Origin of the sequence: Aquidulcibacter paucihalophilus (genome assembly GCF_002105465.1) — a bacterium.
Taxonomy (GTDB): Bacteria; Pseudomonadota; Alphaproteobacteria; order Caulobacterales; family Aquidulcibacteraceae; genus Aquidulcibacter; species Aquidulcibacter paucihalophilus.
Map to the genome: position 1 here is coordinate 1 of NZ_NCSQ01000144.1, position 26,114 is coordinate 26,114.

Genomic DNA, 26,114 nt, shown 5'->3' on the forward strand with positions numbered 1-26,114 from the left:
CTCTCATAAAGAACGAGGGACCCTAAGGGCTCAGGTCAAGGTCCAAGCTGCTAAGATTACCAATCTAGGTGAATAGAAGTGTTGCGGAGGAGGGGATGAAGAATTTCAGCAAATCTTTTTTGGTGCCGACTCTGTTGTTATCTATTTGTTTCTTAATATCTTCTTGTCAGTCGAATGGATCGACATTTGCGAAGAATGTCAACACTTCAGGCACCCCAAAAGCGTGTTACACTTCCAGTCAGCAAAAAGCAGAAGCCCTTTTGTTAGACTTTCGTGCCTTTGACCAAACAGGTGGGCACCCTGCATCGGCTAGAGAGCTTGCGATGAAGGGCTGTCATGCCGAAGCTGCCTATATCACCGAGCGTTATCTTGTTGAGCATAAAGGTCTCGCTCAGCGCGAAGTCGATGTATTGATATGGCATCTCGGCCAGCACAAAGCTCATCTTGGAAACTACGAGGTTGCTTCTTTACTATTCCTTTCGACACTTAGGTCACCTGAAGAAAGCGCAGAGTCAGACAATTTCGATTGGAATTCCTATGCTTTGGGGTCTTGGGCGTTTCTGAACAAAGAGCCAATTATACTTGATCAGTCGATCGATACACTCCGAAGAAAAGCTGGCCAAAGAAATCTGATTAATGCGCGCGCATTGATTGGCCTCCGAAATTGCTTTGAGAAGCCGTATTCGTTAGCTATTGCTCCCGGGGCTTGTCAGCCACCGCCAGTAGTTCCCTTACAATAAGGCGGGCGTGACTGGCGACACGCTATCAGCCAGTGACTTTAAAAGGCTTCAAGTTTGCCCAAAAGGCAAGGAAAGCCGGTAATCGACTCAGTCCCGAACCATCACACTGAATGGTCAGCCACGAGTTTACGCTTATGCCTACCAAAACCGTAGCTGACACGAAGCCGCACAGTGCAAAACGATTGGCCCAAAACTTGCTCCTGCCCAACTCCGAACGCGGAGATGTCTAATGGGAAGACGGCTCAGAGCAGATGTGGATCAGCGCCAGCTTGGTTTGTTTGGAGAGAGTTTGGCGCTCGGCCAGAAGCCAAAGGCGGTGAAAGCGTTGCCCGTTGCGGCTGCCCTGCTTTCCAAATCTGATGTCTCACCGAAGCATCCTCGCGCACCGGTCAAAGTAGAACCGCCGCCGCGCAAGAGTCTCGGGACCCTTCCCCCTGAAGTCGTGCGGCCAGTCGAAGCCGCGTCGCTATTGTCGGTCTCACTCAGCCTTTTGAAGAAATGGCGGATGCGGGGAGATGGACCACGATTTGTGCGATTAGGCGGCAGAGCCATTGGCTATAGAAGGACCGATCTGTCTGACTGGATTGCTGAAAGAATAACTTAGTTAGCTCGATTGATTAAGACAGTGCCGTTTCATGCGGGAATAGACGGGCTATGATTCCGGATTAGACGCACTTTCATTCCGTATTGGACGGTAGTATAGACTTGTCCCAACAAGAATCAACGCACTCTAGCGACCGTCCCGGACATCAAGCTTATGACAAGCCAACTTCTCTCTCGCCACGCTGCAAACCTAGTGGACCTCGCGCTTTCTGATACACGTGTTGTCGCACTCGTGGGGCCACGACAATCGGGCAAAACAACACTAGCTAAGGCGATAGCCAAACGCGAGGGTCTGGAGTTTCTGACCCTCGACGATAACCAAACCCGCGCATTTGCGAACTCAGACCCAACCGGCTTTATCCGTCGCCTAGATCGGGCCGTAATCGACGAAATTCAACGAGCTCCCGATTTAGTTTTGGCAATCAAGCAAACGGTTGATGAAGATCAGCGCTTCGGCAGGTTTCTGCTCACGGGATCGGCCGATCTATTTGGCTCAAGCGTTACGCCTGACTCGTTGGCTGGCCGAGTCGAGACCATTGAATTGTTGCCGTTGTCGCAGAGCGAGCTTGCTCAATCAGGACCATCTCAGTTTCTGGATAACGCCTTTGAAGGACTCATCACGCGCCAGACTCCGAAGTTCGCCACTAGCAATCTAGCCGAGATTGTCCTTGCCGGAGGTTATCCAGAGGCGCTTGCTCGCGCCAATGCTAAGCGTCGTTCAGACTGGCTCTTGTCGTATGCTCAATCACTTGCTTTGCGGGATGTGGGCGAGTTGGCGCTTATCACGAAGCCCGATCAGATGTTGGCACTGGTCAACAATCTGGCTGTGCGAGCAAGCCAATTGCTAAACCTTTCAGCATTGGGGAGTACTATTGGGGTAGACGCAAAATCTATCGAAAGATGGCTTGGCCTACTGGAGCGCCTTTTCCTGATAACTCGAGTTCCAGCATGGCATTCTAATGCCCTGAAGCGGCTTGTGCGCGCGCCCAAGGTACACTTCTTCGATTCTGGTTTGGTTGCAGCGTTGCAAAATATTGATCATGCGAAACTTGAACGCGACAGACAGCTCTTTGGCCCATTGTTGGAGACCTTCGTCTTTGGTGAATTGCGCAAAGCTGCGAGCTTAACTGCCCGCCACACCTCTATCAGTCATTATCGGGACAAGGACCAAGTGGAAGTGGACTTTGTACTAGAGCGGTCTCCAGGCCATCTGATTGGGATCGAAGTCAAAGCGAGCGCAACAATCAGACCTGCAGACATCAGAGGTCTGACAAAACTACGCGATACAGCTCAAAACCAATTTAAGCTTGGCATTGTTCTTCATGACGGTGATTGCGTCCAAGAGGTAAGCGAACGTATCTTCACAGCACCCGTCAGCATTTTATGGTCCTAGCCAAGCTTTTTTGCAGTCAGACTGTCGAAATTTTACTTCTGAGGCCTCTAATCTTGCCCGTTGCACCCCCAATTTCCCCTCTGAGGCGTATTGTGGCGATGGGGCATGGAGGGTCACAATTGGCTACGCCGGTGCGTGCTGGAACCCTTCGAAACAGATCGATCCAACTGTGGATATCAGGTGGATAAGTCCCGTTTTTTGGGCTTCCCGATTTTGGTGAACATACTGGATTAGTGTGGTTTTTATGATTTTTCTTGGCCTTACGAGATCGCAGTTTCGCGATGCTTGTCGAGCCTGATAGAGGATGAAACTCATGAATACAGACACACTTCTGACCGTCGAAGATGCCGCCGCCCATTTGAAGATTTCCAAGCACACTTTGAACCGCTGGCGCGTAACCGGTGAAGGCCCTCCCTTTATCAAATATGGCCCCCGGTTGATCCGTTATCTCGTCACCGCGCTTGATGTGTGGGCGCAGGAGCGCATGTTCGCCAATACCAGCCAATACGGACGGTAGGCTCTTGCAACGTCAATCTTCGCCAAATGCCAGAGCGTTTGGGCGCGTCAAGGTAACCTTCTTGAAGGGGGCTCGGCCCACCTTGACCCGCCCTTCACGCTCTGGCGCACATGCAAGTGTCGGGACGCGGGGCGCGTCCCGTTATCACCTCTCGACCTAGCCTCCGGCAGGTCGAACACGGGGCTTGGACTAAAGGAATTTTGGATTTCTTCTTTATCGGCATTATTTTGATCTTGCCGAAAAGGCGGTTTGGGACAATTGCTGTTTGCCAAGACAGTGGATCATGAACTCAACTTGCATCTGCGCGATTATGCGGCCAGTGGATTGACCTTAATGCCATCCTCATTGGCACGAGCCTGGGCTAACTCATGGCTAAGCTGCATCTTGAGCAACGTCTGAGCACGCGTGCCAAATACCTTTTCAAAACGGATAGCCATTTCTGCTGACAATCCAGCTTTCCCAGTCAAGAGATTGGTTAGTGCTTGACGCGTCACGCCGAGATGACTGGCTGCATCGGTCACTGACAAACCGTGGGCCTCGATGATCTCGTTGCGGAGCCATGAGCCGGGATGCATGGCAAAACTATCGTGCAATTTGATTGCCATTAGTGATAATCCTCCAAATCCAAGTCCTCAATTATAAGGCTTTCGCTTACTCGAAAAGTCATACGCCAGTTCCGGCTGACAGTAAGCGACCAAACTCCTGCGCGATCTCCAGCCAACTGATGCGCTCCGTAATTTGGAGGCACATATAGGTCATTGGCTTGATCAATTGCATCAAGCCAGACCAGCATTCTGCGCAGCCTCTCGACAAGGTTGCTTGGCAGCCCTTTGGACTTGCCGGTTTCCAAAAAGGCCAATAGTGCTTTGTTTCGAACGCTCCCTATCTCCATTTCGCATACTCCGCAGACCATGGAATGTCAAGCGACAATTGTCAATTGTCACCTTGATCTGCGCGTGGCGTGACGATCCGGGATGCGACTAGGTCGGCGACACCGCGCTGGGGCAGATCGCCAATATGGGCATAGCGCTCAGTTGAAACACTCTTTCGATGCCCCAGAGATTTGCCAACAACATAAAGCGACGCGCCGCCCTCAACTGCAAAGGTTGCAAAGCTGTGGCGTAAGTCGTGAAGTCGGACATCGGGCAGACCGATGATTGCGCGAACCTTTTCCCAAGCACGATTGACGCCAACTAGAGGCTTATCAACCCGTTCTGACATAAATACCCAAGTCCCACGTCCTGGCGTACGCTTTTCAATAATCAAACGCGCGGGATCAGATAAAGCGATGATACGTGATCGATTGAGTCCACCCATTTTGGTTCGGACAGGAGGTAGCACCAATCTGGATCGGCCGAGATCTACCTCCGACCATTGCAGTTCCACGATTTCGTTTCGGCGAGCGCCAGTCAACATGATGAGGCGGATGATGTCCGCCATGTCTCGCGTTAAGAGCCATGCTGCTTCTGCGTCATCTAGCGCTGCCCAAACTCGTCGGGCCTCATCTTCTGTAAGCGGACGATCACGCTCCGCATCACGATACTTTTGAACGTGCTTGGCTGGGTTATCTTTAAGAAGCTCCCGCCAGATGGCCCAATTAAGCATGGCCGACAAACATCGCATGGCCCGCGCAGCCACACCCGGACCGCCTGTGACGATGGCCCTTCCCTGTTTCTTGGTCTTGATGTCAGCGGACGTTTCCCCTGCAGCGACTTTCGCTTGAAAGGCTGCCAGATCTGACGGCCTCAAATGAGCGGCGACCCTGTCTCCCAGCAAAGGCTGGATGTGGCGAAGATAGCAGCTGCGATCAACGCCCCATGACGATTCCCGCTTCAAAGGCTTATCTTGGGGGCCCTCCCGCAAATAGAAATCAAACAGCTCTGAGATCGTTGTTGGCTGGAGAGCTTTTGGTTCGGCAATACTCGGTGAAGGAGTATCCGAATTAGCCGCTTTGCCCAGTATGGAACTTGGATCTTCACCTCGATTGAGTGCGGTAATCAACTCTAGCGCTTTGTCGCGTGCCATCTCAGGCGTCCAAGGTGCCCCATGCTCACCGATCGTGACCCAACGCTGCACCCCGTTCGCACGAGCCTTTAGGCAATAGGTCTTTCGACCACCGGGCCAGACCCGCAAAAAGAAACCCCGAACACTGGCGTCCCAGATCCTGAATTCACCGTTACTTGTTGGTGCTGCGCTATCGACCAATCGCTTGGTCAACCGAGCCTTCAAAGGGGTAGTCGACATCTGGCTTATCCTTCAATTCATAGCGGTGTCTGCTCCAAACACATGACCACAACAGAGGTGAGAATGTGTGAGTTCGTCGCAAATTTTGTGCCGCGCCAGCTACCACTCAGCTACCAACTTAAAAATAAGCCCTGACAAGCCATCACAAGCGCTGGCGAAAAGTGCGCTTAAGTCTTTGTAAAATCAAGTTAGTCTTTAAAAGCTATGACAAGCTAAAATCAACCATAGATCTATGCGTTCAAACTTGCCAAGGTGGATGTCGTGAGTTCGAATCTCATCGCCCGCTCCATTTTTTGATCTCCCAAAACCGAGATGGCATAGTCTCGCTGTTAGCTAGGCTTTCGAGGCGCTCGTCTCACTCAGGTCGTTTCAAGCGCAAGATTGAACGCGTCTATGTCTGCTGGCGCGCGGTCTGGTTCGGCAGGGGGAGGATGAACGGGTGCGGGATGGCCAGCCCTTGGACCAGCGTGCTGCATCTTTGTCTATCACACGCCTATGTCTCGCGACCATGTGATCACACAACCGCAGGCTTCTGCCTACGCCCCCCTGACATCTGTTATGTGATAATGTAACAACCCGCCAGAAAAGTGTTTGAACACTTATGCCAACCAATTTCAGAGGCACTGAGGCACGATGACAACCCGCCGACTTTCATTTTTGACCAGCACCTTCATTGCTGTCGCATTACTTCCCGTCTCGGCCTTTGCTGCCCCGGAAACCGACGAAACCGTCGTTGTCACAGCCCAACGCCAAGCCTATCGGGCTGATATTCCCTTGAAACTGACGCCGCAATCTGTCGATATTTTGGAGGCGGATACTTTGGAAGAGGTTGGCATCACCCGACTGTCGGATGCGTTAGACTTGTCAGCCTCCATGGCGCGCCAGAATAATTTCGGTGGCCTGTGGGATAATTTTGCGGTGCGTGGTTTTGCGGGCGATGAAAATTTGCCAAGTGGCTATCTCGTGAATGGCTTTAATGCTGGCAGGGGCTTTGGCGGCCCCCGCGACATTGTTGGGATTGAGCGGATTGAGATTTTGAAGGGCCCCTCAGCAGCCGTCTTCGGCCGGGGCGAACCCGGAGGCACCATCAATCTTGTTACCAAGAAACCCAAGCTTGAGTCGGAAGGTACGATTGGCCTCGCACTGGGCAGCTTTGACAAAGTCCGATTGGACGGCGACTGGACGGGCCCCTTAGGCGACAAGGTAGCGGTGCGATTGGGCGGCTTTTACGAGCAAAGCGACAGCTTTCGCGACACACTTGAAACCACACGCTCGGGCATTTTTCCTGTCGCACAATGGCGCATCACGCCACGAACCAGCCTGTCCTATGAAGGCGAAATCACCCGTCAAGAACTTCCCTTTGATCGTGGCGTGGTCTCTTTCAACAATCAACTGGGTGTAATCCCAAGCTCGCGCTTTTTGGGCGAGCCCGGCGATGGGCCATTGCAAGCAGATGCGACCGGCCACCAACTTCAGCTTCAACATGATTTAAATGACGACTGGAGCCTTTTGATTGGCGCCGGCTATCGCGCCACCGATCTAGAGGGTTTCTCAACTGAAGCTGAGCTGGCCACGGCGCGGCAACGCTTTTTTGTGGATGGGCAAACCTTGTCGCGCCAGCGTCGCTTCCGCGATTATGAAGCCGAACATATCGTCTATCGCGCCGAGATTACTGGGCGGTTTGAGACCGCCGCACTCGAGCACCGAATCTTGGCGGGTTTTGACTATGATCAATTCTCCAACGACCAGCTGTTTTTGCGCTTTCGGCCGCCTTCGCTTGCCGGAAACCCAAGCGCTGCTGCGGGCAATGTGATCAATATATTCAATCCGGTCTATGGCCAGTTTCCGCTTCCAACGCCGGGTCCTCAAATCAATCGCTTGGATGAGCAAAAGGCTTGGGGCTTTTATATCCAAGACCAGATCAAACTGGGGGATAGACTGCATATTCGTATAGGCGGGCGATATGATGATTTTTCTGCCGACGGCCTGAACCGAGCGAACAATAGCACTACCTCGTTCAGCGATACCAAATTCAGCCCACAAGTTGGGTTTGTCTTTGAAGCCAATGAGGTCTTCACCCTTTATGGGTCATATGGACAAGGCTTTAGGGCCAATTCGGGAACAGATTTTGCAGGCAAGGCCTTTGCCCCAGAGGAATCTGAATCCGTCGAAGTGGGTAGTAAGATCACGCTTCTCGATGGCGATCTGGAGGCGACCTTTGCAGCCTTCTCCATGACAAAGACGAACATCATCACGGCAGATCCAGTCAATGCGGGCTTTTCTCTCGCCATCGGCGAGGCCGAGAGCCGTGGCCTTGAAATTGACGTGACCGCAGAGCTACCTGGCGAACTCGATCTCAGAGTCTCTTACGCCTATGTGGATGCGCAAGTGGCCAAGGATGGGCTTGATCCTAATTTTGCTGCGCTCATTAAAAAAGGCGACCGCCTAATCAATGTACCAGAGCATACGGTGAGTGCGCTTGTCTCGAAAGAGTTTGAGTTAGGTGGGCGCGAGTTAGAGCTCGGCGGCGGATTGCTCTATGTGGGCGAACGTCTCGGAGAAACGGCAACGACTTTTGAGTTGCCCGCCTATACGACGCTGCGCTTGTTTGCGACCTATGACCTAACCGATAATTTGGAACTCTATGGCCAGGTCAATAATGTCGCCGACACCACTTTCTACACCAATTCATTCAGCAGGCTTTGGGTTGCCCCAGGTGCCCCACGTAATGTGACCTTGGCTTTGCGCTACAGCTTCTAAGGGGTGATCGGATGGGGGACGGGGGTTTATCGCTGCGGGATGTTGTGGTTCGACGCGGCTCGAAAACCGTGCTCGATGGTTTGACCCTGACAGTACCAGCGGGGCATATTTATGCGCTTTTGGGCGGCAATGGCGCGGGAAAGTCCACAGCCTTGTTTGCCACGTTGGGCCTTTTGCCCATCACAAGCGGGCAGGTTCTGGTTGATGGCAAAGACCCCGCCAATCAGCCCGATGCTGTGCGGGACGCGATCGCCTATTTGCCCGAAACGATAGCCCTTTATGAACATCTCACCGCGCGGGAGAATGTGGACTACTTCCTAAGCCTTGCCGGTCAATCACGGTCTAAAGCCCAAATTGACGCGTCCTTTGCGCAAGTCAGGCTGGCTTCTGCCGCCCATGATCAACGCTTATCCACTTTCTCCAAAGGGATGCGCCAGAAAACAGCGATCGCACTGGCCCTGCTACGTCGAACCCCCGTGCTTCTGCTGGATGAACCGACGAGCGGGCTCGATCCACAAGCAACACAGGATTTCCATGCCCTCTTGGTGGACCTCAAGACCAAGGATGTAGCGATTTTGATGGTGACGCATGACTTGTTGGGTGCCATTGATGTCGCTGACACAATCGGCCTGATGATGGACGGAAAACTGGCTTCCCAATGGCAAGCCCAACAGACGAGCCCAAGGTTTGACTTGCAATCCCTCTATGGTGCCTTCACCCAAGCGCGCCTCGGAAACACCCCTGCATGAAACGCGCCCGCTTGATCGCACGGGCGGAACTTGCCCTCATGATACGTTCACGCGTGGCCTTGATTGGCGTGATCGCCTTAGCGCTTTTGTCGACTATCGCTGCAGCAAGCTCGCACGCCCATATGGCACAAGAGCGTCAAAACCGCCTTGCCAATCAGACCCAAACTGACGCGCTGTTTGAAGCCCAACCTGCCCGCCACCCACACCGTATGGTGCATTATGGCAGCTATGTTTATCGTCCGATTGGCTCACTTGCCGGGTTTGATCCGGGGATTGACCCGTTTAGCGGCACAACGCTTTATCTCGAGGGCCATCGTCAAAACAGTGCAACCATTTCGGCTGTGCGCGAAAACTCCAGTCTGATGCGCTTTGGTCAATTGACGCCGGCCTTTGTTCTACAAACGCTTGCCCCACTTCTATTGACCTTTCTAGGCTTCTCGATGATCACGCGGGAGCGCACGCGAGGTAGCCTCCGTCTGCTATTGTCTTCTGGAGTGACGCCAAGAGATTTAGTCCTTGGCAAGACACTTGCACTTGGTGCGGTTGGTTTTGCTGCTCTAGCACCGGCCTGGTTAGCCCTCATTCTAATGGCCATCGCGATGCCGAGCGAAGCCGTTGCTGCAGCCATGATCGGGCTTGGCTACGGCCTTTATGTGGCGATCTGGGTTCTTGGGATCGTTTCCGCTTCAGCTCTGGCCCGATCAGGGCAAGCTGCTTTGCTGATCTTGATTGGAATATGGTGCTTTGTCGCCATCATTGCCCCGCGTGGGGCTGCCGAACTGGCAAGCCGCTTGATGCCTTTAGACACCCGTGCCGCAACCGATTTAAGGATTCAAGCAGAGCTGCGCGAATTGGGCGATAGCCATAATCCAGACGATCCCTTCTTTGGTGCCTTTAAAGCTCGGACACTGGCCCAGTACGGCGTAACAAAGATTGAGGACCTCCCCTTCAACTTCCGAGGGGCCGTTTCTGCCGAAGGGGAGGCGCTGACCTCCAGACTGTTCGACAAGCACTTTGCCGACTTGGCCGCAACCCAACGCGCTCAAAGCCAAATCGTGTCGTATCTTTCAATTTTAAGCCCAGCCTTGGCGGTTCGCCGCGTCTCGATGGCAGGAGCGGGAACCGATCTTGAAACCCATTTGCGCTTTCTGCAGCAAAGTGAGGCCCATCGCTTCGCCATGGTCCAATATCTCAACGGTCTCCACCGCGATAAACTAAAGCTTGCCGATGATGCGGCGCGCTCGAAGGATCGACAAGCCGAACAACGCACCCGAATCGCTGCGGACTATTGGGCAAAAGCCCCTGACTTTAGGTTCAAACCTACCAGCACCGCAGAGCGCTTCTCAAATGCCGTCTCCCCAATCCTGAAGCTCGCAGCCTGGCTTGCTGCCTTGGTCGTTTTGGCAGGCTTTGGTGCCCGCACCCTAGGAGCCAGGGCTCTATGAAACATTTCTGGCGAGAAATTGGCTTTCTATTGCGCCAGCGGGCAAGCCTTTGGGCGATTGCACTCCTAGCCGCCTTGGCGGCCGGGTCTGTTGGGCTTGGGCTACAGGAAGTTGCGAAGCAAAGGGCCGCCATCACCGAAGTTATCGCGCTGCAAGAGAAGGATACGGCTGCAATCAAAGTCTTTGCGACAGAGGCGGGTGACGCGGCCTATTATCGCTTTCACCCCACCTGGGACCCGCCAGCCCCGCTTGCTTTTGCTGCCCTTGGCCAGCGCGATATTGCCCCCTCTGTGCTGCGTATTCGGGCTTTGGCTTTAGAGGGCCAAATTCATGAGAATGAAGCGCAAAACCCCGAACTGACCTTACCCGGCCGCTTCGATTTTGCCTTCGTAGCGATCTATTTAGCACCTTTGGTTCTGATTGTTCTCTTCTATGACCTGTGGTCTGGTGAACGCGAGGCAGGACGCCTGTCGAGCTTGCAAGTCATGCCAAAAGCCCGAACGCGCCTTTGGATCCCCCGCATTGCGGCACGCTTTGGTTTGGTCAGCGCGATTCTCATAGTGGTCTTCTGGATCGGTGCTGCCGTAAGCGGTGCTGGACTTGGCGAGACGCTCGCCTTCACGGCACTCATCCTTGTCCTGCTTGGGTTTTGGACCGTCATTGCAAGCCTTGTCGCACAAGCCGGAGCAAGCTCGCCAACCAATGCCGCCATGCTGGCCACCATCTGGTTTGTGGTTACGTTGATTGCGCCCGCTGGCTCCAATCTCGTTATCAATGCCACAACGCCCATTCCAGATGGGGCTGCGATCATGCGCGAAAATCGCGAGGCAGTGCATGATGCTTGGGACCTAGATCGCGAAGCGACCCTGCAGCGTTTTTACAAGCTCTATCCAGAATATGCTAAATCACCGCCCATGCAAAGGCCGTTTGAGTGGAAGTGGTACTATGCTTTCCAGCACTTAGGTGATGAACAGGTTGCTCCAATGTCTCGTGCTTATCGCGAAGGAATCGCTTCGCGTGATACCCGGGCAGGACTTGTCGCCCTCGCTCTGCCGCCTATCGCGATCCAGCGCGGTCTACACCGCCTTGCTCGCACGGATGTAGCAGCACACTTGGCTTATCAAGAACGCGTGCGAGCTTATCACACCCAGCTTCGAACCTATTATTACCCTTTCCTCTTCACCGATAAGCCTTTCACACCGTCCGACTTTGACGCAGCGCCAAAGTTCGTCGGCCGGTGAGATAAGCACTCTGAAGCTGAACAAAGGTGATACAGGCAAGGCTGCGATCCGTGCGATATCGGTCTGCGGGCAGAAGAGCCCTGCCCGGAGCACGTGAATAATCCAACCGCGCCGCAACGCAGAGAGAAGGCGAAAATCGAAAGCGAGCTGGCATCGCCCGGCGTGTGCCCCCAAGAAGGGCGCGCCTTACTCAATGAGTGTGGTCTCTTCTACGATTCTGTCGCCTACCAGGTGCAAGCACGTGCTGCCAGCAACGCGGTCGCGACGCCCATGGATGTCGATGCGGGCCCATTGCCAGAGGAGCGCTCGAGTATCTTCGAAAGCCAGTTCTCGTTCAAATTGGACATGGGATTGTGGAAAAGCCAAGAATTGTGCGAGCCACCAGCTTTTGAGGTCTAACAGACCGCCCTCTGAGCCGGGGCCAGTCCAGCGTGCTTCAAGATCATAAAGCGCGTTTAGGACCCCAACCTGCCTGCCGTTCCAAATCTTGTGCAGACATTGAGCGATCGAGCTGAACCCAACAAGGTCACCCGGTCCGACTTGCCCGTGACCTGAATCTAATTCACCAAGCAGCTGATGATATTGCTGAAGTGGTTCCGCGTGAGGCAGCAGCGCAATCACTCTATCCGCAGCTACTCGGCCATTTTCCAGTGTGATCCAGTAGTGTCGCCGCATAGTTGCGCCATCAGGCGATAACCACTCAACATCTGCAAACGCGTCTGTGCTGGCGTTAACTTGGAAGTGCCAACCTGAAAACTCGGCGAGGTCGGCTAGGGCTTGCTGTCGGATGGCGTCTCGCCCGAAGATAAGTTCGCCGCGGCTACGTCGGGTGGCCCGATGCAGATAAAGTCGTTCAAGCGCGCCGACATTTTCGTTGACATAGAGTTCAGTCAACATCTCGCCCAAGGTCATGGCGCTCATGCTCCACCGCTCAGTTGATGCCACAGGGCGATCTCGTCGAAAATGGTGGTTTCTTCGACAATGACGCCGCCCAAGGTGCGCCAATGGCTAATCGCCAGAATATAGAGCGGCACACCCGTTGGTGGGCCGTATAGCCCCGTGCTGTCATGGGTACCGGCAAAGCTCCAACGCACTGCGATGTCGGTAAAGGGCCCTTCGGTGACGGATCCAATATGGTCAACGCGAACCCGCGCACCTTTAGACATGGACAAAATCGCGCCAATCCATCCTGCGATTTCGCCATGGCCGAACAGCAGCCGGGCATCCGGCCCGGCCCAATGGGCATGGGGGGCATAGATCTCTCTCACCCGCGATAAGCGACGCAAGTTCCAAATCTGCTGAAACACGAGGTAGGCAAACTCATCAGGATCTTGAGCTGGATCAGGAAACGATGGGTCTCTAAAGTCCAATGGCCCCTGGCCAAGAATGTCGTCAATAAGTTTTGCCCGCCAGTCTGCGATCCCGGCATCGGTCGCTGGCAAGACCTTGGCTTGCGCCTGCCCTAAAGCCTTCGCGCTGGTCCCCAAATCGCGGGCAATCTTGGCATTGTCTCGGACAAGCCATTCTTCGACGATGCGGTTTTCAAGGCACAAGCAATCGGCAATGGTCGTGAAACAGACCCTGCGCCCGGTCGCAGGTCCAAATTCGCCGTCGCCCTGATGGGTAGCGTGGCTCGTGATGCGATGAGATGAATGATAGCCATCGGTCTCATTCCCCGACCAGATAACCGCCTCGCCGACCAAGGTTCGATCCGGAAAGCTGTGCAAGGTTTTGAGCGTGCCCGTGATCACACCCTCAACCCCAGCGACATCGCCACTCATCAAATGGATCGGACAATCGGGACTATAATGGGTGGCGATAAGACCAATGTCCTTTTCCTCCCAAATTCGGTGCGTACAGCGAATGATATAGTCAATGATGTCCACATAAATCGGATCAAAGCCCTGCATGGGCTGTCGGCGTGCACCTTGAGGCGCAAGCAGGTCGGCTATGTCTCGACCATAAAGGCCCAAAGCGCTCATTGTGGCCCTATAATTTTTTGACGACGTGGATAAGGCTGTCTTGGTTGGCAATAATCTTGGGCGTTTCTTCCTGAGGAACAGACAATGTATCGCCAATCTCTAAAGGCAAGGGACCGTTACCACATATAAGGGTCAGCGCACCTCGATGAACAAACAGCACCGCACCAGCTATTTCTTCAAGCTCTTGGCCCGCATTGAGCGAAACTTGCGACAAACTGAAACCATGCTCACCGCGCAAGATGCCGTCCTTATGGATTATCGGGTAGGTGCCTGGCCTTGCTTTGGCAACAAAAGATGCCGCCTCTGCCGGCGTGACGACGCGCAGTGAGGCAACTTGCTCTGAGGTTGTTTCGGGCATGATGGTGGCATCGGCTGGCACCGTTTGCCCCGCCACCGTGTCGATCAACTGACCGGTCTCCAACAGCACAAGTCCATGCTTTCGGGCCAATTTGAAAACATCGGGTGCCCAAAGAACACGACCGGGATCATCCTCGCCCAGAACCGCCCAGAGGAAGCCGATATCTTCGCCAATATTGGTAAAGCCGCGAAACAGGCCCGTCGGAATCGAAATGACATCCCCGGGCCCCATTTCAACCTGGGCATCTTGACCCTTTTCGCCCAAATCAAAGCGCCAATGCCCCGTATGAACGAGAAATACTTCTGCCGTATCGTGGCTATGCTGAGAGTTCACACATCCAGGTGGTTGGCGGGCACCACCAATATTAAAGCCATGCGGCTCAGCAATATGGACATATTGATCGGGATTTTCAGAAACCCCGGGGCCAATAATGGTGAAATTCTCTTTTGCTTCCGACCCCGGTGAACGACAATCGATGAACGCATTATAGCACGGACGCAGATCTACGTAGCGCACCAAACGCGCTTCCCAATCTTCTGCGTGCCTCGGACGCAGACCTTCGCGGGACATAGAAGCAAAATCCTGATCCACCCCAACCATCCAATCGTCAAAACCTGTCGATCGACAGATTCTTCATCACCCTAAAAGCCACTTGCTTCAAAATAAGGGTTTACGACCGTTGCATTCGAAGTCAATATACTTTGGATGAACGAACCGAAAAACCTCAAACCAGACTACTGGCGCGCGATCAATGCGGCGCGCGACTTAAGCCTCAGCGCGTCCAGCCTCCTGGACGAACTCTATGCCCCAAACTGTGTCATGTCAGTATGTGCCCCATTTGACCGTGCCACCGGGGACAGTTTGGTTGGTCGAAACGCCATTTATGAGGGTTTCTTCGCCCCTTTAGTGGCGTCTTTCTCCGACCTCGAACGCCGCACCGACATCCTGATGCAGGGGGTTTTCAAATCAGGCGATTGGATTGCCAGTTACGGTTGGCTCGTTGGCAGGTTTGAAAAGGACTTCTTTGGGATTGCCGCAACCCATCGTCCGCACTGGCTTCGTTTTGGCTGGTTTGAGCGAATGGAGCATGGTCAAGTTGTTGAAAGTATTGTCATCCTCGACATTGCACGGCTGATGATAGAATGTGGCGTTTGGCCGGTTCGAGCACAATTGGGTGAATCCTTGTCGCCTGCACCAGCCACCCAAGACGGCCTTTACCTCGGCCTGTCGGAGGCTTCGGAGAGCGAGAAGAGCCTGAAATTGGTTGAAGCCATGATTGCCGGCCTCATGAGTTATGACGGCAAGTCCCTAAAGAGCATGGGCATGACCCGCTTTTGGACCCCTCAGTTTCATTGGTATGGGCCCGGTGGCATCGGCAGCGCCCGCGGGCATCAGGATTATGAGCGGGCACACCAGCAACCCTTTTTGACCGCGTTTCCAGACCGCATCGGCGGCAATCACCGGTGTCGCATTGGGGATGGTGCTTTTGTCGCATCTTCAGGCTGGCCCAGCATAAACGCAACGCATTTGGGCGATGGGTGGTTAGGGCTTCCAGCAACCAACAAGCGCATAACCATGCGGGTTATGGATTTCTGGCGTCGCGATGGCGACTTCCTGAGTGAAAACTGGGTTTTTATCGATATGATCGATCTGCTCAAGCAGTTCGGCATAGATCTGTTTGCGGGCCCATTGGCTACAGCAAAGGCGGGGGCATGACATGAAGTTTGACGCACTTGATTGGGCAATCGTCTTCGCCTTTTTGATTGGCAATCTGGTGCTGGGATTTGTCTTGGGTCGCAAAGTCACGACAGCCAAAGAATTTAACCTCGGAAACGGTTCAACTCCGTGGTGGGCCATCGGTCTGTCGGTGATTGCCACCTATATCAGTGCACTTTCCTTTTTGGGCGCGCCGGCCTGGGCCTATAAGGATGGACTGGCGGCTTTAGCCATTCATTTGAATTATCCCATTGTCATTATTCTGGTCACAGGCTTCTTCCTACCCTTCTTTTACATGAGTGGGGTTGCCTCAATTTATGAGTATCAAGAACGTCGGTTTGGACAGCTAAGTCGGGCCGTCATGTCGATTATTTTCTTGGTGACACAAGGCTTATCAACTGGCGCGATCCTGTTTGCGACCGCCCTTGTTTTGAAGTTCATTACCGGAATGTCCATCCCCATGGCTGTGGTCATCGTGACCATCATGGCTCTCATCTATACGACGATGGGCGGCATGTTGGCCGTCATTTGGACCGATGTTTTCCAAGCAGTGGTTTTGTTTGGTGGCGCGATCGTTATTCTCATCGCGCTTTTTGTTGCTATGCCGACACCAGTTGGTGAGGTCTTGGCAAACCTCAAGGAATTGGGGCGATTGAGTGCGATGGATGTCACACCCGACCCAAGTGTGGCGACAACCATTTATTCGGGCCTGTTTGGCATGACCTTGTTTCACATCACCGTTTATGGCGCAAACCAAATGATGGTTCAGCGCACTTTAGGGGCGAAAAATATAGGTGATGCGAAAAAATCGTATCTTTTAATGGGCTATGCCGCATTTCCGATCTATTTTCTGTTCTTCTTCATCGGCGTGCTCGCCTATGGCTATTATGACGGCAAGCCTTTCGACCAACCCAATCAGATCATCTTACAGTTTGCCTCAGAGTCTGGCGTGCCAGGACTGCTCGGCATTCTGGCAGCAGCAGTTCTGGCGGCCTCCATGTCTACGTTAAGCTCTGCTTTCAATTCGATGGCGACGGCCAGCGTGGTCGACTTCTATCAGCGCTATTTCAAAAAAGATGGAGACGACGCGCATTATCTCCGTGCAACCCGCATTGCGACGGTCATTTGGGCGGTGATCATCATTGGCCCTGCTATCCTCTACGATCAATCCAACGGCTCTATTCTTGAAGTTTTGAGCAAGATTGGCAGCTATTTTGTTGGAGCAAAGCTTGGCATGTATGGCTTGGGCTTCTTCTCAAAGCACACAACTGAGCGCGGCCTGATGGTCGGAGTCGTTGCAGGCTTTGCTCTCATTGCGTTCGTCGCAAATTACACCGATATTGCTTGGCCTTGGTTCTGTTTAATCGGCGGGACGGCAACCATCATGGTCGGATGGACCGCAAGCCGCATCTTGGACGGCAAGCAAGCCGAATGGTCCCCTTATTCCGTACCCGGTCAACAAGCCCGGTTTGCGGCGGAAGGCCGGCCGCTCAAGGATGGGAATTGGAATGCGATGCCGGGCGCGATAGATAAGCAGAGCCTGTGGTTGCTGGCCTATCTTATGGCCACATTGATCGCCTTGGCTCTGTTTGAATATCTCGTCTAAGAGCGACTCAGTTTTGCATGCGCATGCGAAAAAGGCTGGGTTGCATCTGCCTCGTTGAGCAGGGCTATAGACCAGTTTGCGGGCATTTCTGCCACACTTGCAGATTTCTCGCGCAGCAAGGTCATAAATTACGCCCAGACAGCACTTGACCCTGTTAAATTCTGCTTGCATTCGAAGTCATAATACAATCATATTATCTTTCGGAAAATCGAGGGGGTCCTTGCGATGCTGAATAATTTCGTCACTCACGCGACAAAAACAACACTTTTAGCAACCATTTCTAGCTTGGCTTTTATGGTCGCAACGCCGAGCTTCGCGCAACAAAGTCCCTCGGATGCGGCAGCCGAGCCTGAGCGTGGCATTGAAACCGTTGTCGTGACGGCACAGCGGCGCGAAGAAAACCTGCAGAATGTACCCCTGTCTGTATCCGCCTTTAGCGCTGCCCAAATTCAAGCGCGCGGCCTTACCGACATGTCACGCCTCGAAAACTCGGTACCCGGTCTAACATTTGGTCGTTCCGGTGTTGACGCCCGTCCCGCCATTCGCGGGGTTCGTACCGAGAATGTCGGCGTCAATGGCGATACCACAATCGGATTCTTCATTGATGGCGTGTACCAATCGCGTGCCCAACAGGCGACTTTAGGCTTCGTTGATCTTGATCGCGTTGAAGTGTTGCGTGGCCCACAGGGAACCCTCTATGGCCGCAACACATTTGGCGGCAATATCTCTATCGCGACGGCTCAACCACGCATGGGACAGTTTAAGAGCGGGCTAGACGTCACAATCGGCGAGAACAACAAAGTTCGCATCGAGTCATTTGTGAACATCCCCATTAGCGACAATGCCGCTTTGCGCATCAGTGGGGCTTCGGAAGATGATGATGGCTATGTCAAGAACGTCAATCCAAATGGCAGTAATCTGTTTGATGAAAAGACGCGCTATTTGCGGGCAGCTTTACTTTTGAAGCCAACAGACAAGCTGACAGCGACCATCAAGATTGACCAAGGAACCCGTGGTGGCGCGGGGGGATCGGCGTTTGGCTATAAGCTTGTCGGCACTTTCTTTGACGTCCCTTCAAATCAGCAATTGTTCAATGCAACCCCGATCCGCAACTTGAATACGCGCGGGGGGAACCGCGATGGGGTGGTCGATGCGCCACTGACCATTGATGCCGGCATTCCGCTGTTTGCGGCTGGCGACCCCTATACGATTGACACCGACCAAAAGACTATTTTGGACCTAAGCTCCACTGGGGCCAGCGCCAACATTGCCTATGAGTTTGACGCCTTCACCCTTAAGTCCATTACCGGCTTTGCGGACTTTGAAGCGGTGCGCACGTCCGATACGGATTTTTCCGCCAGCACAATCGGTACAGACTATCAGCTAACATCAGCGAAGACTTTCAGCCAAGAATTCCAAATCTTGTCACGCGGGGACGGGCCGCTGAGCTATGTTGTCGGAGCCTATTATTTTGACGACGAATTGCGCGGCGTCTTTATCAACGAGCAAGTGCCACGGACCATCCGTGGGGTGGGGGCACCCGTCACTTTGCCCGTTGCTGGGGCCGGTTTCTATGATGAACAGCGCGCCGATACGACGTCGATTGCAGCTTATGCCCAGGGCACCTACGCGGTGAACGAAGCCTTGAAGCTGACGGCCGGTCTTCGATTTACCCGTGATACGAAGGACTTCAAATTCGCCAATGCGGCATCCGTGCTTCCTTTGACCGGGACACCGCCAACGCCAGTGGGGACCGCGATCACCTTGGCTACCGGCGGCATTCCAGCAGGTGCTTTTGGTTCCAAGGGCGCGCCAACCAATTGCGTCTTTGCGGCAACCGCAATCCAGCCACGTCCAGGCTTTGCTTGTTTGGCCGCCAATCCGGCGGTGCTTACCGGGGCGACCTATGATACGGCTGAGTTTGAAAAGTTGACGTGGCGCTTAGCCGCCGATTACCAACTTAGTGAAGACAGCCTGCTATACGGGTCGGTTTCGACGGGCTTCCGCTCGGGTGGGTTTAACTCAGGTCAAAACCAAGCTGCTCTGACCCCAACCTTCAAGCCCGAGGAAGTCACCGCGTTTGAAATCGGCAGCAAAAACCGCTTCTTAGACAATACGCTGCAGTTAAACATTGCTGCTTTCTTCAACCAATATGACAGCCTGCAAGAGCAGCGGCAGATCCCGGCAGGCAATACGACCCTGTCGATCATCGAAAACAGCGGTAAAGCCGAGGCCACTGGCGCTGAAATTGAGGCTATCTGGCGTCCGATTGATGATTTGACCCTAAACCTCTCGCTGTCTGTCCTCGATGCGAAATACACCGACTATACCAATGTGCCTTTGCCATTTGGGACCTCGATTGTTGTGGCAGATGCAACCCAACTCACCCCCACAATTGTCAATGGCATCACGATTGCCAATGCTGGGCAGCGTCGCATTTTCGCACCGGGCTATAATTGTGGTCCAGTTCCAGGAACCGGGACTGGCGCTCCAGGCGCCCCAGCCCTCGCATTTGGGTGTGATCTGACGGGCAAGAAACTGCCATATGCATCTGACTATTCGGGCAGTTTCTCAGCGCAATATGTCTTTGACCTAGGCAGCCTAGGCCAAGTCACGCCCCTAGCCGTCCTGACGTTCAATAGCGGTTTCTACGGCCAACCTGCTAATTCAATTCTGGACAAGCAGGACGCTTACACAAAACTGGACCTGCGCGTTACATGGGACCTGAATGACAATCTGTCCGTGGGTGCCTTTGTCAACAATGTGACCGATGAAGCAACGGCGACCCGTTTCGTTTGGGGCGGCGGCGGTGCCCTCCAGGCCAGCTATGCGCCACCTAAGCTCTGGGGCATTAAGGCAAATCTGCGCTTCTGATCTCGCGCCTACTTAAGAATGACGGGCTGAAGTGGAAGCGCTTCAGCCCTTTTTCTTGCCTATTGTGCTGTCCAGCCGCCATCAACGAGCAGGCTTGTGCCCGTCACCATGCCGGAGGCAGGGCTTGCAAGATACAAGACCGCAGCCGCAACATCTTCCACCTGCCCAATTTTGCCCATAGGGATCATGCCCTTAACAAAACTAAAGAAAGCGGGATCGTCCAACATAGGCTTAGTCATCGGGGTCTCGATAAAGGTCGGGGCCACCGAGTTTGCCCGAATGCCATGGGGCGCAAGCTCTACCGCCATGGCCTTGGTCAATCCTTCCAACGCATGTTTGGTCATGCAATAGACGGTGCGCCTTGGCGACCCGACATGACCCATCTGACTGGTGATATTGATGATTGAACCGCCACGACCATGGGCCAACATCGATTTTACCGCGGCTTGAGCAACTAAATAGGCAGCGCGTACATTCAGCTCCAGCATCCTGTCGAGTGTCTCTGGGTCGACCTCTTGGATTGGAAGCGGGCGATTCATGCCGGCATTATTGACGAGGATGTCGATCTCAAGCTTACCCAAATCCGCAATGAATTCAGGGTCGGTCACATCGCCGACCATCGGCAGAATATTCGCGTTTTGATCAGCCAGTTCTTGCAAATCGACCGCGTTTCGCGCCACGGCATGGACCCTAGCACCTGCCTCCGCCAGATAAATTGCGATGGCTGACCCCAGCCCCCGACTGGCCCCGGTTACGACTGCTTGCCGCCCTAATAGCCCCTGTGCCCAAGCTGGTAGCCTTGTGCCTTTACCCATCACTGTATCCCATTCTTGTTTCCGCAATTTGGTCTTTGACTTCGCAGTCATTTAGGCTAGCGTATCGTGCAATCGAGCTATGTGGCAAGCGTTGGGAGGCTGATTTGGCCAAATATCTAAAAACCGGAATCAGTGAAACGGCAGCTGAAGAGGCCGATGCTGGCGTTCGGGCTACTGTTGAGGCCATCATTCAGGATATCAAGGCCAGAGGCGATGATGCTGTCCGCGATTGGTCGTCGAAACTCGACAATTGGGCACCAGATAATTTTAGATTAGGTCCAGATGCAATCGATGCTGCGTATCGCGCTCTAAGCCCGCAAACGATTGAAGATATTCGGTTCGCGCAGACACAGGTACGCAATTTTGCCCAAATCCAAAAAGATGCCCTCAAGGATGTTGAAGTAGAAACTTTACCAGGCGTCGTTTTGGGGCACAAGAATTTGCCGGTGAACAGTGTGGGTTGTTATGTCCCCGGCGGCAAATATCCGTTGGTCGCATCGGCCCATATGAGTGTGGTGACGGCAAAAGTGGCAGGCGTGAAGCGCATTGTCTCGGTTGCACCACCCTATCAAGGCGTACCCAATCCAGCCATTGTGGTTGCGATGCACATGGCGGGCGCAGACGAAATCTATTGTATCGGCGGGGTGCAGGCGGTTGCCGCTATGGCGCTTGGAACCTCAACCATTGCCCCGGTTGATATGATCGTAGGTCCGGGCAACGCCTATGTCGCCGAAGCCAAACGCCAACTCTTTGGCCGCATCGGCATCGACCTATTGGCCGGCCCAACCGAGACCCTCGTCATTGCCGATGAGAGCGTCGATGGCGAGCTATGTGCCGCCGATCTGTTAGGTCAGGCCGAACATGGCCCCAATTCACCGGCAGTCTTGCTTACCAATAGCGAGAGGCTTGCGCGGGATACGATGGCAGAGATCGAGCGACAGCTGACAATCCTGCCAACAGCGGCGATCGCGGGAAAGGCGTGGGCTGATTATGGCCAAGTCATCGTTGCCGATAGCTATGAAGAGATGGTCACAATTGCCGACCAAATTGCCTCGGAACATGTCCAAGTCATGACCCGTGACCCGGACTATTTCTTGAAAAACATGACGAATTATGGCGCTCTCTTTTTGGGCTCTCGCACCAATGTCAGCTATGGTGACAAAGTCATCGGCACCAACCACACTTTACCAACGCGCGGCAATGCTCGCTTTACCGGCGGGCTGTGGGTTGGGAAATTCATCAAGACCTGCACTTATCAACGTGTCTTGACCGATGAGGCCAGTGTGATGATAGGTGAATACTGCTCACGCCTTTGCGCCATAGAAGGCTTTGCAGGCCATAAAGAGCAGGCAGATATTCGGGTGCGACGTTATGGCAAAAAAGAAGCCGCTTGATCAAACCACACAAGAAAAGACTGGGGTGACATCCTATGATGTTGCACGTCGCGCCGGCGTGTCCCAGTCCGCTGTCAGCCGGGCCTTTAGGAAAGGTGCCTCCGTCGCTCCTGCTACACGGGCTCGCATTGTCGAGGCGGCTCAAGCGCTAGGCTATGAACCCAATGCCATTGCTCAAGGTTTGATTACCAAGCGCTCCAACCTCGTTGCCATCATTATTTCCAATCTAACAAATCTCTATTATCCAGAGGTTTTGGCCGAACTCACCCAACGTTTGTCACAACATGGGGTGCGCGTCCTTTTGTTCAGTTTGGCCGCAGAATCTGATGTCGAGGAAGTCTTAGGTCAGGTCTGGCGTTACCGCGTCGATGGCGCGGTCGTTGCCGCCCGTCTGTCTACGGATCAATTGGTTGCCTTCTCCAACCGCGGGGTCCCCTTGGTGCTCTATAATCGTGTTGGTGAGGGGGTGCCGGTCGCCAGCGTCTGTTGTGATTCTGACTTGGGCGAGCGTGCTTTGGTGGACGGTTTGGTGCAAGCAGGCCATCGGTGCTTTGGGATTATCGGCGGCCCTGCTGATTCTTATGTCGGTGAAGAACGCGCCAATGCAGCGATAAATCGCCTCGCCCATCATGGCATACAAGCCCAATTTGTCCGGGGTCGGTTCGATTATGAAAGTGGCGGTGCCGGCCTAAGGACATTGATGGACCTGACAGATGGCAAGCTGGATGCGCTGATTTGCGTCAATGATTTAATGGCGATTGGAGCCATGGACACGGCGCGAAATATTATTGGCAAAAAGGTTCCAAACGAATTATCGATCACAGGCTTTGATGGCGTGAGCCCTGCAACTTGGGAGGCCTATCAACTCACGACGATACGTCAGCCTGTGCGGCGCATGACCCAAGCGGCTGTCGCTATGCTGTTAGAGCGAATTGAGAGCCCAGACATTTCTCCCGAACAACGTTTGTTCGCGGGGGAATTGCTGTCCGGTCGGTCGGCACGATTGTTGTGACGGCACCTCCAACCCTTGTTTGGATCCCAGGCCACATGTGCGACCACAGGCTGTGGCAGGATGTAGGATCGATCCCTGGCTACCCAAATGAGTTTGCTGACCTCACACAATCAAATCATGTTGAGAGCTTGGCCCATGATGTCCTGAAGACAATTATAGGGCCCATCATCCCAATCGGCTTTTCCATGGGGGCTATTGTGGGGCTGATGATGGCTAAGCTCGCACCAGAGCGCTTGGTTGGGATGGTGCTTTCCAGCACCAATTGCACGGCCGATTTACCCGAAAGATCGGCTGCCCGCCTGGCCCAACAAGCCCGAGTTCGAAACGGCCACTTGCTCGAGGTCGTGCGAGACGAGCTCAAACCACATTATCTGAGCCCTGCCTCGCATGGCCAAAAGCGTTCAGAAATCCTCGACTTAACATTGAAAATGGGAATAGGCCTTGGGCCGGACGTGTTTTTGCGTCAAAGCGAGGCGCTTCGAACCCGGCCAGCCTTGTGCGACGTGATTGGCGGCTTCAAGGGCCCACTTCTTATCCTTGCTGGGGCTGACGACCGGTTATGTCCGCTGGCTTGGCACACCCACATGGCTGCCCGCAATCGTAACGCCAGCCTTATCGAGATTGAAGACGCCGGGCATTTGGTGCCGCTAGAGCAGCCATCAGCCTTCCGTCGGGCCATTTCAGACTGGCTAAAGACCCTAAAAGCAACGCCAAAGCAGGAGATGAACGCATGAGCGACCGCATTCTAACTACCCATGTCGGTTCATTGCCGCGTTCCAAGGCCGTCACGGACCTGATTTTTGCCGCCGAACGTGGCGACCCTATTGACCAAGCCCAATTTGACGAGGTGATTGGTAGAGCAGTTGATGAGACCGTCGCGAACCAAGTTCGGGTTGGGATCGATTTGGTTTCAGATGGAGAAATGTCCAAAATTTCCTATGCGACCTATATCAAGGACCGGATCACAGGTTTTGACGGTGATAGTCCGCGAACCCCACCGTCTGACCTCGAGGCTTTTCCAAGCTTTCTACAACGCCAAGCCAGTGCTGGCGGTACGCCGACCTATCGGCGTCCGAAATGTATCGGTCCGGTCGCCGTGAAGTCGATGGAGCCTCTCAAGGCCGACCTCCGCTTCATGGCAGCAGCCATCGCGAAGCATATGCCTGTTGCAGGCTTCATGAATGCTGCTTCGCCCGGCGTTATCGCGCTCTTTCAACCCAATGAGCATTACCCAACACAGGATGATTATCTTGAGGCCCTCGCCGAGGCGATGCGGCCAGAGTATGAGGCAATCGTCGCGGCTGGCCTGATCTTGCAACTCGACAGCCCAGATTTAGGGCTCGGTCGGCACATGATGTACAAGGATCGTAGCGATGAGGACTATCTCAAACTCATCGGCACCCATGTCGATGTGCTGAACCATGCACTGCGTAATGTGCCGGCTGAACGTGTTCGTATGCATGTCTGCTGGGGAAATTATGAAGGGCCGCACCATCATGATGTTGAAATGGGCGTGATCCTGCCAACGCTGATGAAGGCCAAGCCAGCAGGCCTTTTGTTTGAGACTTCCAATCCACGTCACCAGCACGACTGGAACTATTTTGTTGAAATGCTAGCGATCATTCCAGACGACAAAGTTCTGATCCCGGGCGTCATCGATTCGACGACCAACTTCATTGAACATCCCCGGGTTGTGGCAGAACGCCTTGAGCGGTTTGCTGGAATCATTGGTCGAGAGCGCGTGATTGCGGGCACCGATTGCGGCTTTTCGACCTTTGCAGGGTTTGGGGCGGTTGATCCTGAAATTGTCTGGGCCAAACTCAAAACACTGGTTGATGGTGCCGAATTAGCGAGCAGCAAACTATGGAGCCAGGCCGCGTGAGCACGTTTCGGGATAAGCTGCGCGCGGGTGACGTGATTGCCGCGACCTGGGTCAAGACACCCAGCCCAATGATTGTCGAGGTCTTGAGCCTGAGTTCGCTGGACTGTTTAGTCCTCGATGCCGAACATGCCCCGTTCGACCGGACAAGCTTAGACTTATGCATTCTGGCCGCACGAGCCTATGCAAAACCCGTACTTGTGAGGCCTGCATCAAGCAGTCATGAGCACATTCTCAATGCCCTTGATTGTGGTGCCGATGGTGTTGTTCTTCCCCATATTCGCAGTGCCAAGGAGGCCGCCGATGCCGTGAAAGCCTGTCACTATGGCCCGGGAGGTCGCGGTTATGCCGGTTCTAGCCGCTCAGCTGGCTTTACAACCAAGGGCATGGCGAAACATCGTGAGACCGCTAAAAACGTCATCGTCATTGCACAGATCGAAGACGTTGAAGCCGTTGAAGAATGTGAGGCTATCGCGCGGGTAGAGGGAATTGACGCGCTGTTTATTGGCCGCGCGGATCTGACCGTCGCCTATGGCGCGATAACCCCCGATGATGAAATCGTCGTGGCAGCCGTCGAACGGATCGTTGAAGCTGGAAAGGCCGCTGGGCGGGTCACGGGGATGTTCCTTGCGCGGAGCAGTGATGTGCCGCTTTGGCGGGAAAAAGGGGCAAGCCTTTTTGTCTTAAGCTCAGATCACGATTTCATCCTGCAAGGCGCTGCTGCCCTTAGCCAAGCCATTCGAGGCTGAATGTGCGGGTCTAGAAGGCCATACGTGTCTCACTCTG

The 26,114-nt window shown here is 53.9% G+C and carries 23 protein-coding genes; 16 read left to right on the forward strand and 7 right to left on the reverse strand.

Annotation, left to right across the window (positions count from 1 at the left end):
• Window positions 1-95: 95 nt before the first annotated feature.
• The 4 genes from B7364_RS09195 to B7364_RS09210 all read left to right on the forward strand — a co-directional run bounded on the left by B7364_RS09195 (window position 96) and on the right by B7364_RS09210 (window position 3,253).
• A complete protein-coding gene (locus B7364_RS09195) occupies window positions 96-740 on the forward strand; it encodes a hypothetical protein (RefSeq protein ID WP_085339703.1) in 645 nt (214 codons plus the stop codon).
• A 229-nt stretch (window positions 741-969) separates the two neighbouring features.
• Window positions 970-1,344, forward strand: a complete 375-nt coding sequence (locus B7364_RS18005; RefSeq protein ID WP_085339704.1) for a helix-turn-helix transcriptional regulator — start codon at window positions 970-972, stop codon at window positions 1,342-1,344.
• Window positions 1,345-1,497: 153 nt separating this feature from the next.
• Window positions 1,498-2,736 carry an ATP-binding protein gene (locus tag B7364_RS09205; RefSeq protein WP_085339705.1) on the forward strand — a complete coding sequence of 413 codons (1,239 nt, stop codon included), beginning with the start codon at window positions 1,498-1,500 and terminating at the stop codon, window positions 2,734-2,736.
• A gap of 313 nt (window positions 2,737-3,049) precedes the next feature.
• Complete coding sequence (locus B7364_RS09210) at window positions 3,050-3,253, forward strand: helix-turn-helix transcriptional regulator (protein WP_198534156.1); 204 nt, start codon at window positions 3,050-3,052, stop codon at window positions 3,251-3,253.
• 308 nt (window positions 3,254-3,561) lie between these two features.
• On the opposite strand, the gene B7364_RS09215 is transcribed toward B7364_RS09210, so the two are convergent.
• Genes B7364_RS09215 through B7364_RS09225 form a run of 3 tightly spaced genes read right to left on the reverse strand, consistent with a single transcriptional unit; the run spans window position 3,562 to window position 5,497 of the window.
• Window positions 3,562-3,858, reverse strand: a complete 297-nt coding sequence (locus B7364_RS09215) for a HigA family addiction module antitoxin (protein WP_085339707.1) — start codon at window positions 3,856-3,858, stop codon at window positions 3,562-3,564.
• A complete protein-coding gene (locus B7364_RS09220) occupies window positions 3,858-4,166 on the reverse strand; it encodes a type II toxin-antitoxin system RelE/ParE family toxin (RefSeq protein ID WP_332835082.1) in 309 nt (102 codons plus the stop codon). The genes B7364_RS09215 and B7364_RS09220 overlap by 1 nt, the downstream gene beginning before the upstream one ends.
• 20 nt (window positions 4,167-4,186) lie before the next feature.
• A complete protein-coding gene (locus tag B7364_RS09225) occupies window positions 4,187-5,497 on the reverse strand; it encodes a tyrosine-type recombinase/integrase (protein WP_085339709.1) in 1,311 nt (436 codons plus the stop codon).
• Window positions 5,498-6,130: 633 nt separating this feature from the next.
• On the opposite strand from B7364_RS09225, the gene B7364_RS09230 reads away from it, so the two are divergent.
• The 4 genes from B7364_RS09230 to B7364_RS09245 are packed head-to-tail and all read left to right on the forward strand — an operon-like array spanning window position 6,131 to window position 11,692.
• A complete protein-coding gene (locus tag B7364_RS09230) occupies window positions 6,131-8,257 on the forward strand; it encodes a TonB-dependent siderophore receptor (RefSeq protein ID WP_085339710.1) in 2,127 nt (708 codons plus the stop codon).
• 11 nt (window positions 8,258-8,268) lie between these two features.
• The gene (locus tag B7364_RS09235) at window positions 8,269-9,006 is read left to right on the forward strand and encodes an ABC transporter ATP-binding protein (RefSeq protein ID WP_085339711.1); all 738 of its coding nucleotides are present in this window, start codon (window positions 8,269-8,271) and stop codon (window positions 9,004-9,006) included.
• The gene (locus B7364_RS09240; protein WP_085339712.1) at window positions 9,003-10,451 is read left to right on the forward strand and encodes an ABC transporter permease; all 1,449 of its coding nucleotides are present in this window, start codon (window positions 9,003-9,005) and stop codon (window positions 10,449-10,451) included. The genes B7364_RS09235 and B7364_RS09240 overlap by 4 nt, the downstream gene beginning before the upstream one ends.
• Complete coding sequence (locus tag B7364_RS09245; RefSeq protein WP_085339713.1) at window positions 10,448-11,692, forward strand: ABC transporter permease; 1,245 nt, start codon at window positions 10,448-10,450, stop codon at window positions 11,690-11,692. Before B7364_RS09240 ends, B7364_RS09245 begins: the two co-directional genes overlap by 4 nt.
• 186 nt (window positions 11,693-11,878) lie before the next feature.
• Here the strand turns inward: B7364_RS09245 and B7364_RS09250 are convergent, their stop codons facing one another.
• The 3 genes from B7364_RS09250 to B7364_RS09260 are packed head-to-tail and all read right to left on the reverse strand — an operon-like array spanning window position 11,879 to window position 14,602.
• On the reverse strand, window positions 11,879-12,613 hold the full coding sequence (locus tag B7364_RS09250) for a nuclear transport factor 2 family protein (RefSeq protein WP_085339714.1): 735 nt from the start codon (window positions 12,611-12,613) through the stop codon (window positions 11,879-11,881).
• Entirely contained in the window at window positions 12,610-13,674 is a 1,065-nt protein-coding gene (locus B7364_RS09255; protein WP_085339715.1) for an ester cyclase, read from the reverse strand. The genes B7364_RS09250 and B7364_RS09255 overlap by 4 nt, the downstream gene beginning before the upstream one ends.
• 7 nt (window positions 13,675-13,681) lie before the next feature.
• Window positions 13,682-14,602, reverse strand: a complete 921-nt coding sequence (locus B7364_RS09260) for a cupin domain-containing protein (RefSeq protein ID WP_085339776.1) — start codon at window positions 14,600-14,602, stop codon at window positions 13,682-13,684.
• A 135-nt stretch (window positions 14,603-14,737) separates the two neighbouring features.
• Between B7364_RS09260 and B7364_RS09265 the strand changes: the two genes are divergently transcribed.
• The 3 genes from B7364_RS09265 to B7364_RS09275 all read left to right on the forward strand — a co-directional run bounded on the left by B7364_RS09265 (window position 14,738) and on the right by B7364_RS09275 (window position 20,228).
• Window positions 14,738-15,748, forward strand: coding sequence for a nuclear transport factor 2 family protein (locus tag B7364_RS09265; protein WP_085339716.1), 1,011 nt, complete (start codon window positions 14,738-14,740; stop codon window positions 15,746-15,748).
• Window position 15,749: 1 nt separating this feature from the next.
• On the forward strand, window positions 15,750-17,354 hold the full coding sequence (locus B7364_RS09270) for a sodium:solute symporter family transporter (RefSeq protein ID WP_085339717.1): 1,605 nt from the start codon (window positions 15,750-15,752) through the stop codon (window positions 17,352-17,354).
• A 225-nt stretch (window positions 17,355-17,579) separates the two neighbouring features.
• On the forward strand, window positions 17,580-20,228 hold the full coding sequence (locus B7364_RS09275) for a TonB-dependent receptor (RefSeq protein WP_085339718.1): 2,649 nt from the start codon (window positions 17,580-17,582) through the stop codon (window positions 20,226-20,228).
• Between the two features lie 59 nt (window positions 20,229-20,287).
• Here the strand turns inward: B7364_RS09275 and B7364_RS09280 are convergent, their stop codons facing one another.
• Window positions 20,288-21,043 carry an SDR family NAD(P)-dependent oxidoreductase gene (locus B7364_RS09280; RefSeq protein ID WP_085339777.1) on the reverse strand — a complete coding sequence of 252 codons (756 nt, stop codon included), beginning with the start codon at window positions 21,041-21,043 and terminating at the stop codon, window positions 20,288-20,290.
• A 104-nt stretch (window positions 21,044-21,147) separates the two neighbouring features.
• On the opposite strand from B7364_RS09280, the gene hisD reads away from it, so the two are divergent.
• From hisD to B7364_RS09305, 5 genes are read left to right on the forward strand one after another with little or no spacing between them, the layout of a single operon-like run.
• A complete protein-coding gene (gene hisD / locus B7364_RS09285; protein WP_085339719.1) occupies window positions 21,148-22,437 on the forward strand; it encodes a histidinol dehydrogenase in 1,290 nt (429 codons plus the stop codon).
• Window positions 22,415-23,449, forward strand: coding sequence for a LacI family DNA-binding transcriptional regulator (locus B7364_RS09290; protein WP_085339720.1), 1,035 nt, complete (start codon window positions 22,415-22,417; stop codon window positions 23,447-23,449). Before hisD ends, B7364_RS09290 begins: the two co-directional genes overlap by 23 nt.
• 35 nt (window positions 23,450-23,484) lie before the next feature.
• On the forward strand, window positions 23,485-24,183 hold the full coding sequence (locus B7364_RS09295; RefSeq protein ID WP_085339721.1) for an alpha/beta fold hydrolase: 699 nt from the start codon (window positions 23,485-23,487) through the stop codon (window positions 24,181-24,183).
• The gene (locus B7364_RS09300) at window positions 24,180-25,331 is read left to right on the forward strand and encodes a cobalamin-independent methionine synthase II family protein (protein WP_085339722.1); all 1,152 of its coding nucleotides are present in this window, start codon (window positions 24,180-24,182) and stop codon (window positions 25,329-25,331) included. Before B7364_RS09295 ends, B7364_RS09300 begins: the two co-directional genes overlap by 4 nt.
• Entirely contained in the window at window positions 25,328-26,077 is a 750-nt protein-coding gene (locus tag B7364_RS09305) for an HpcH/HpaI aldolase family protein (RefSeq protein ID WP_198534158.1), read from the forward strand. Before B7364_RS09300 ends, B7364_RS09305 begins: the two co-directional genes overlap by 4 nt.
• Window positions 26,078-26,114 lie beyond the last annotated feature (37 nt).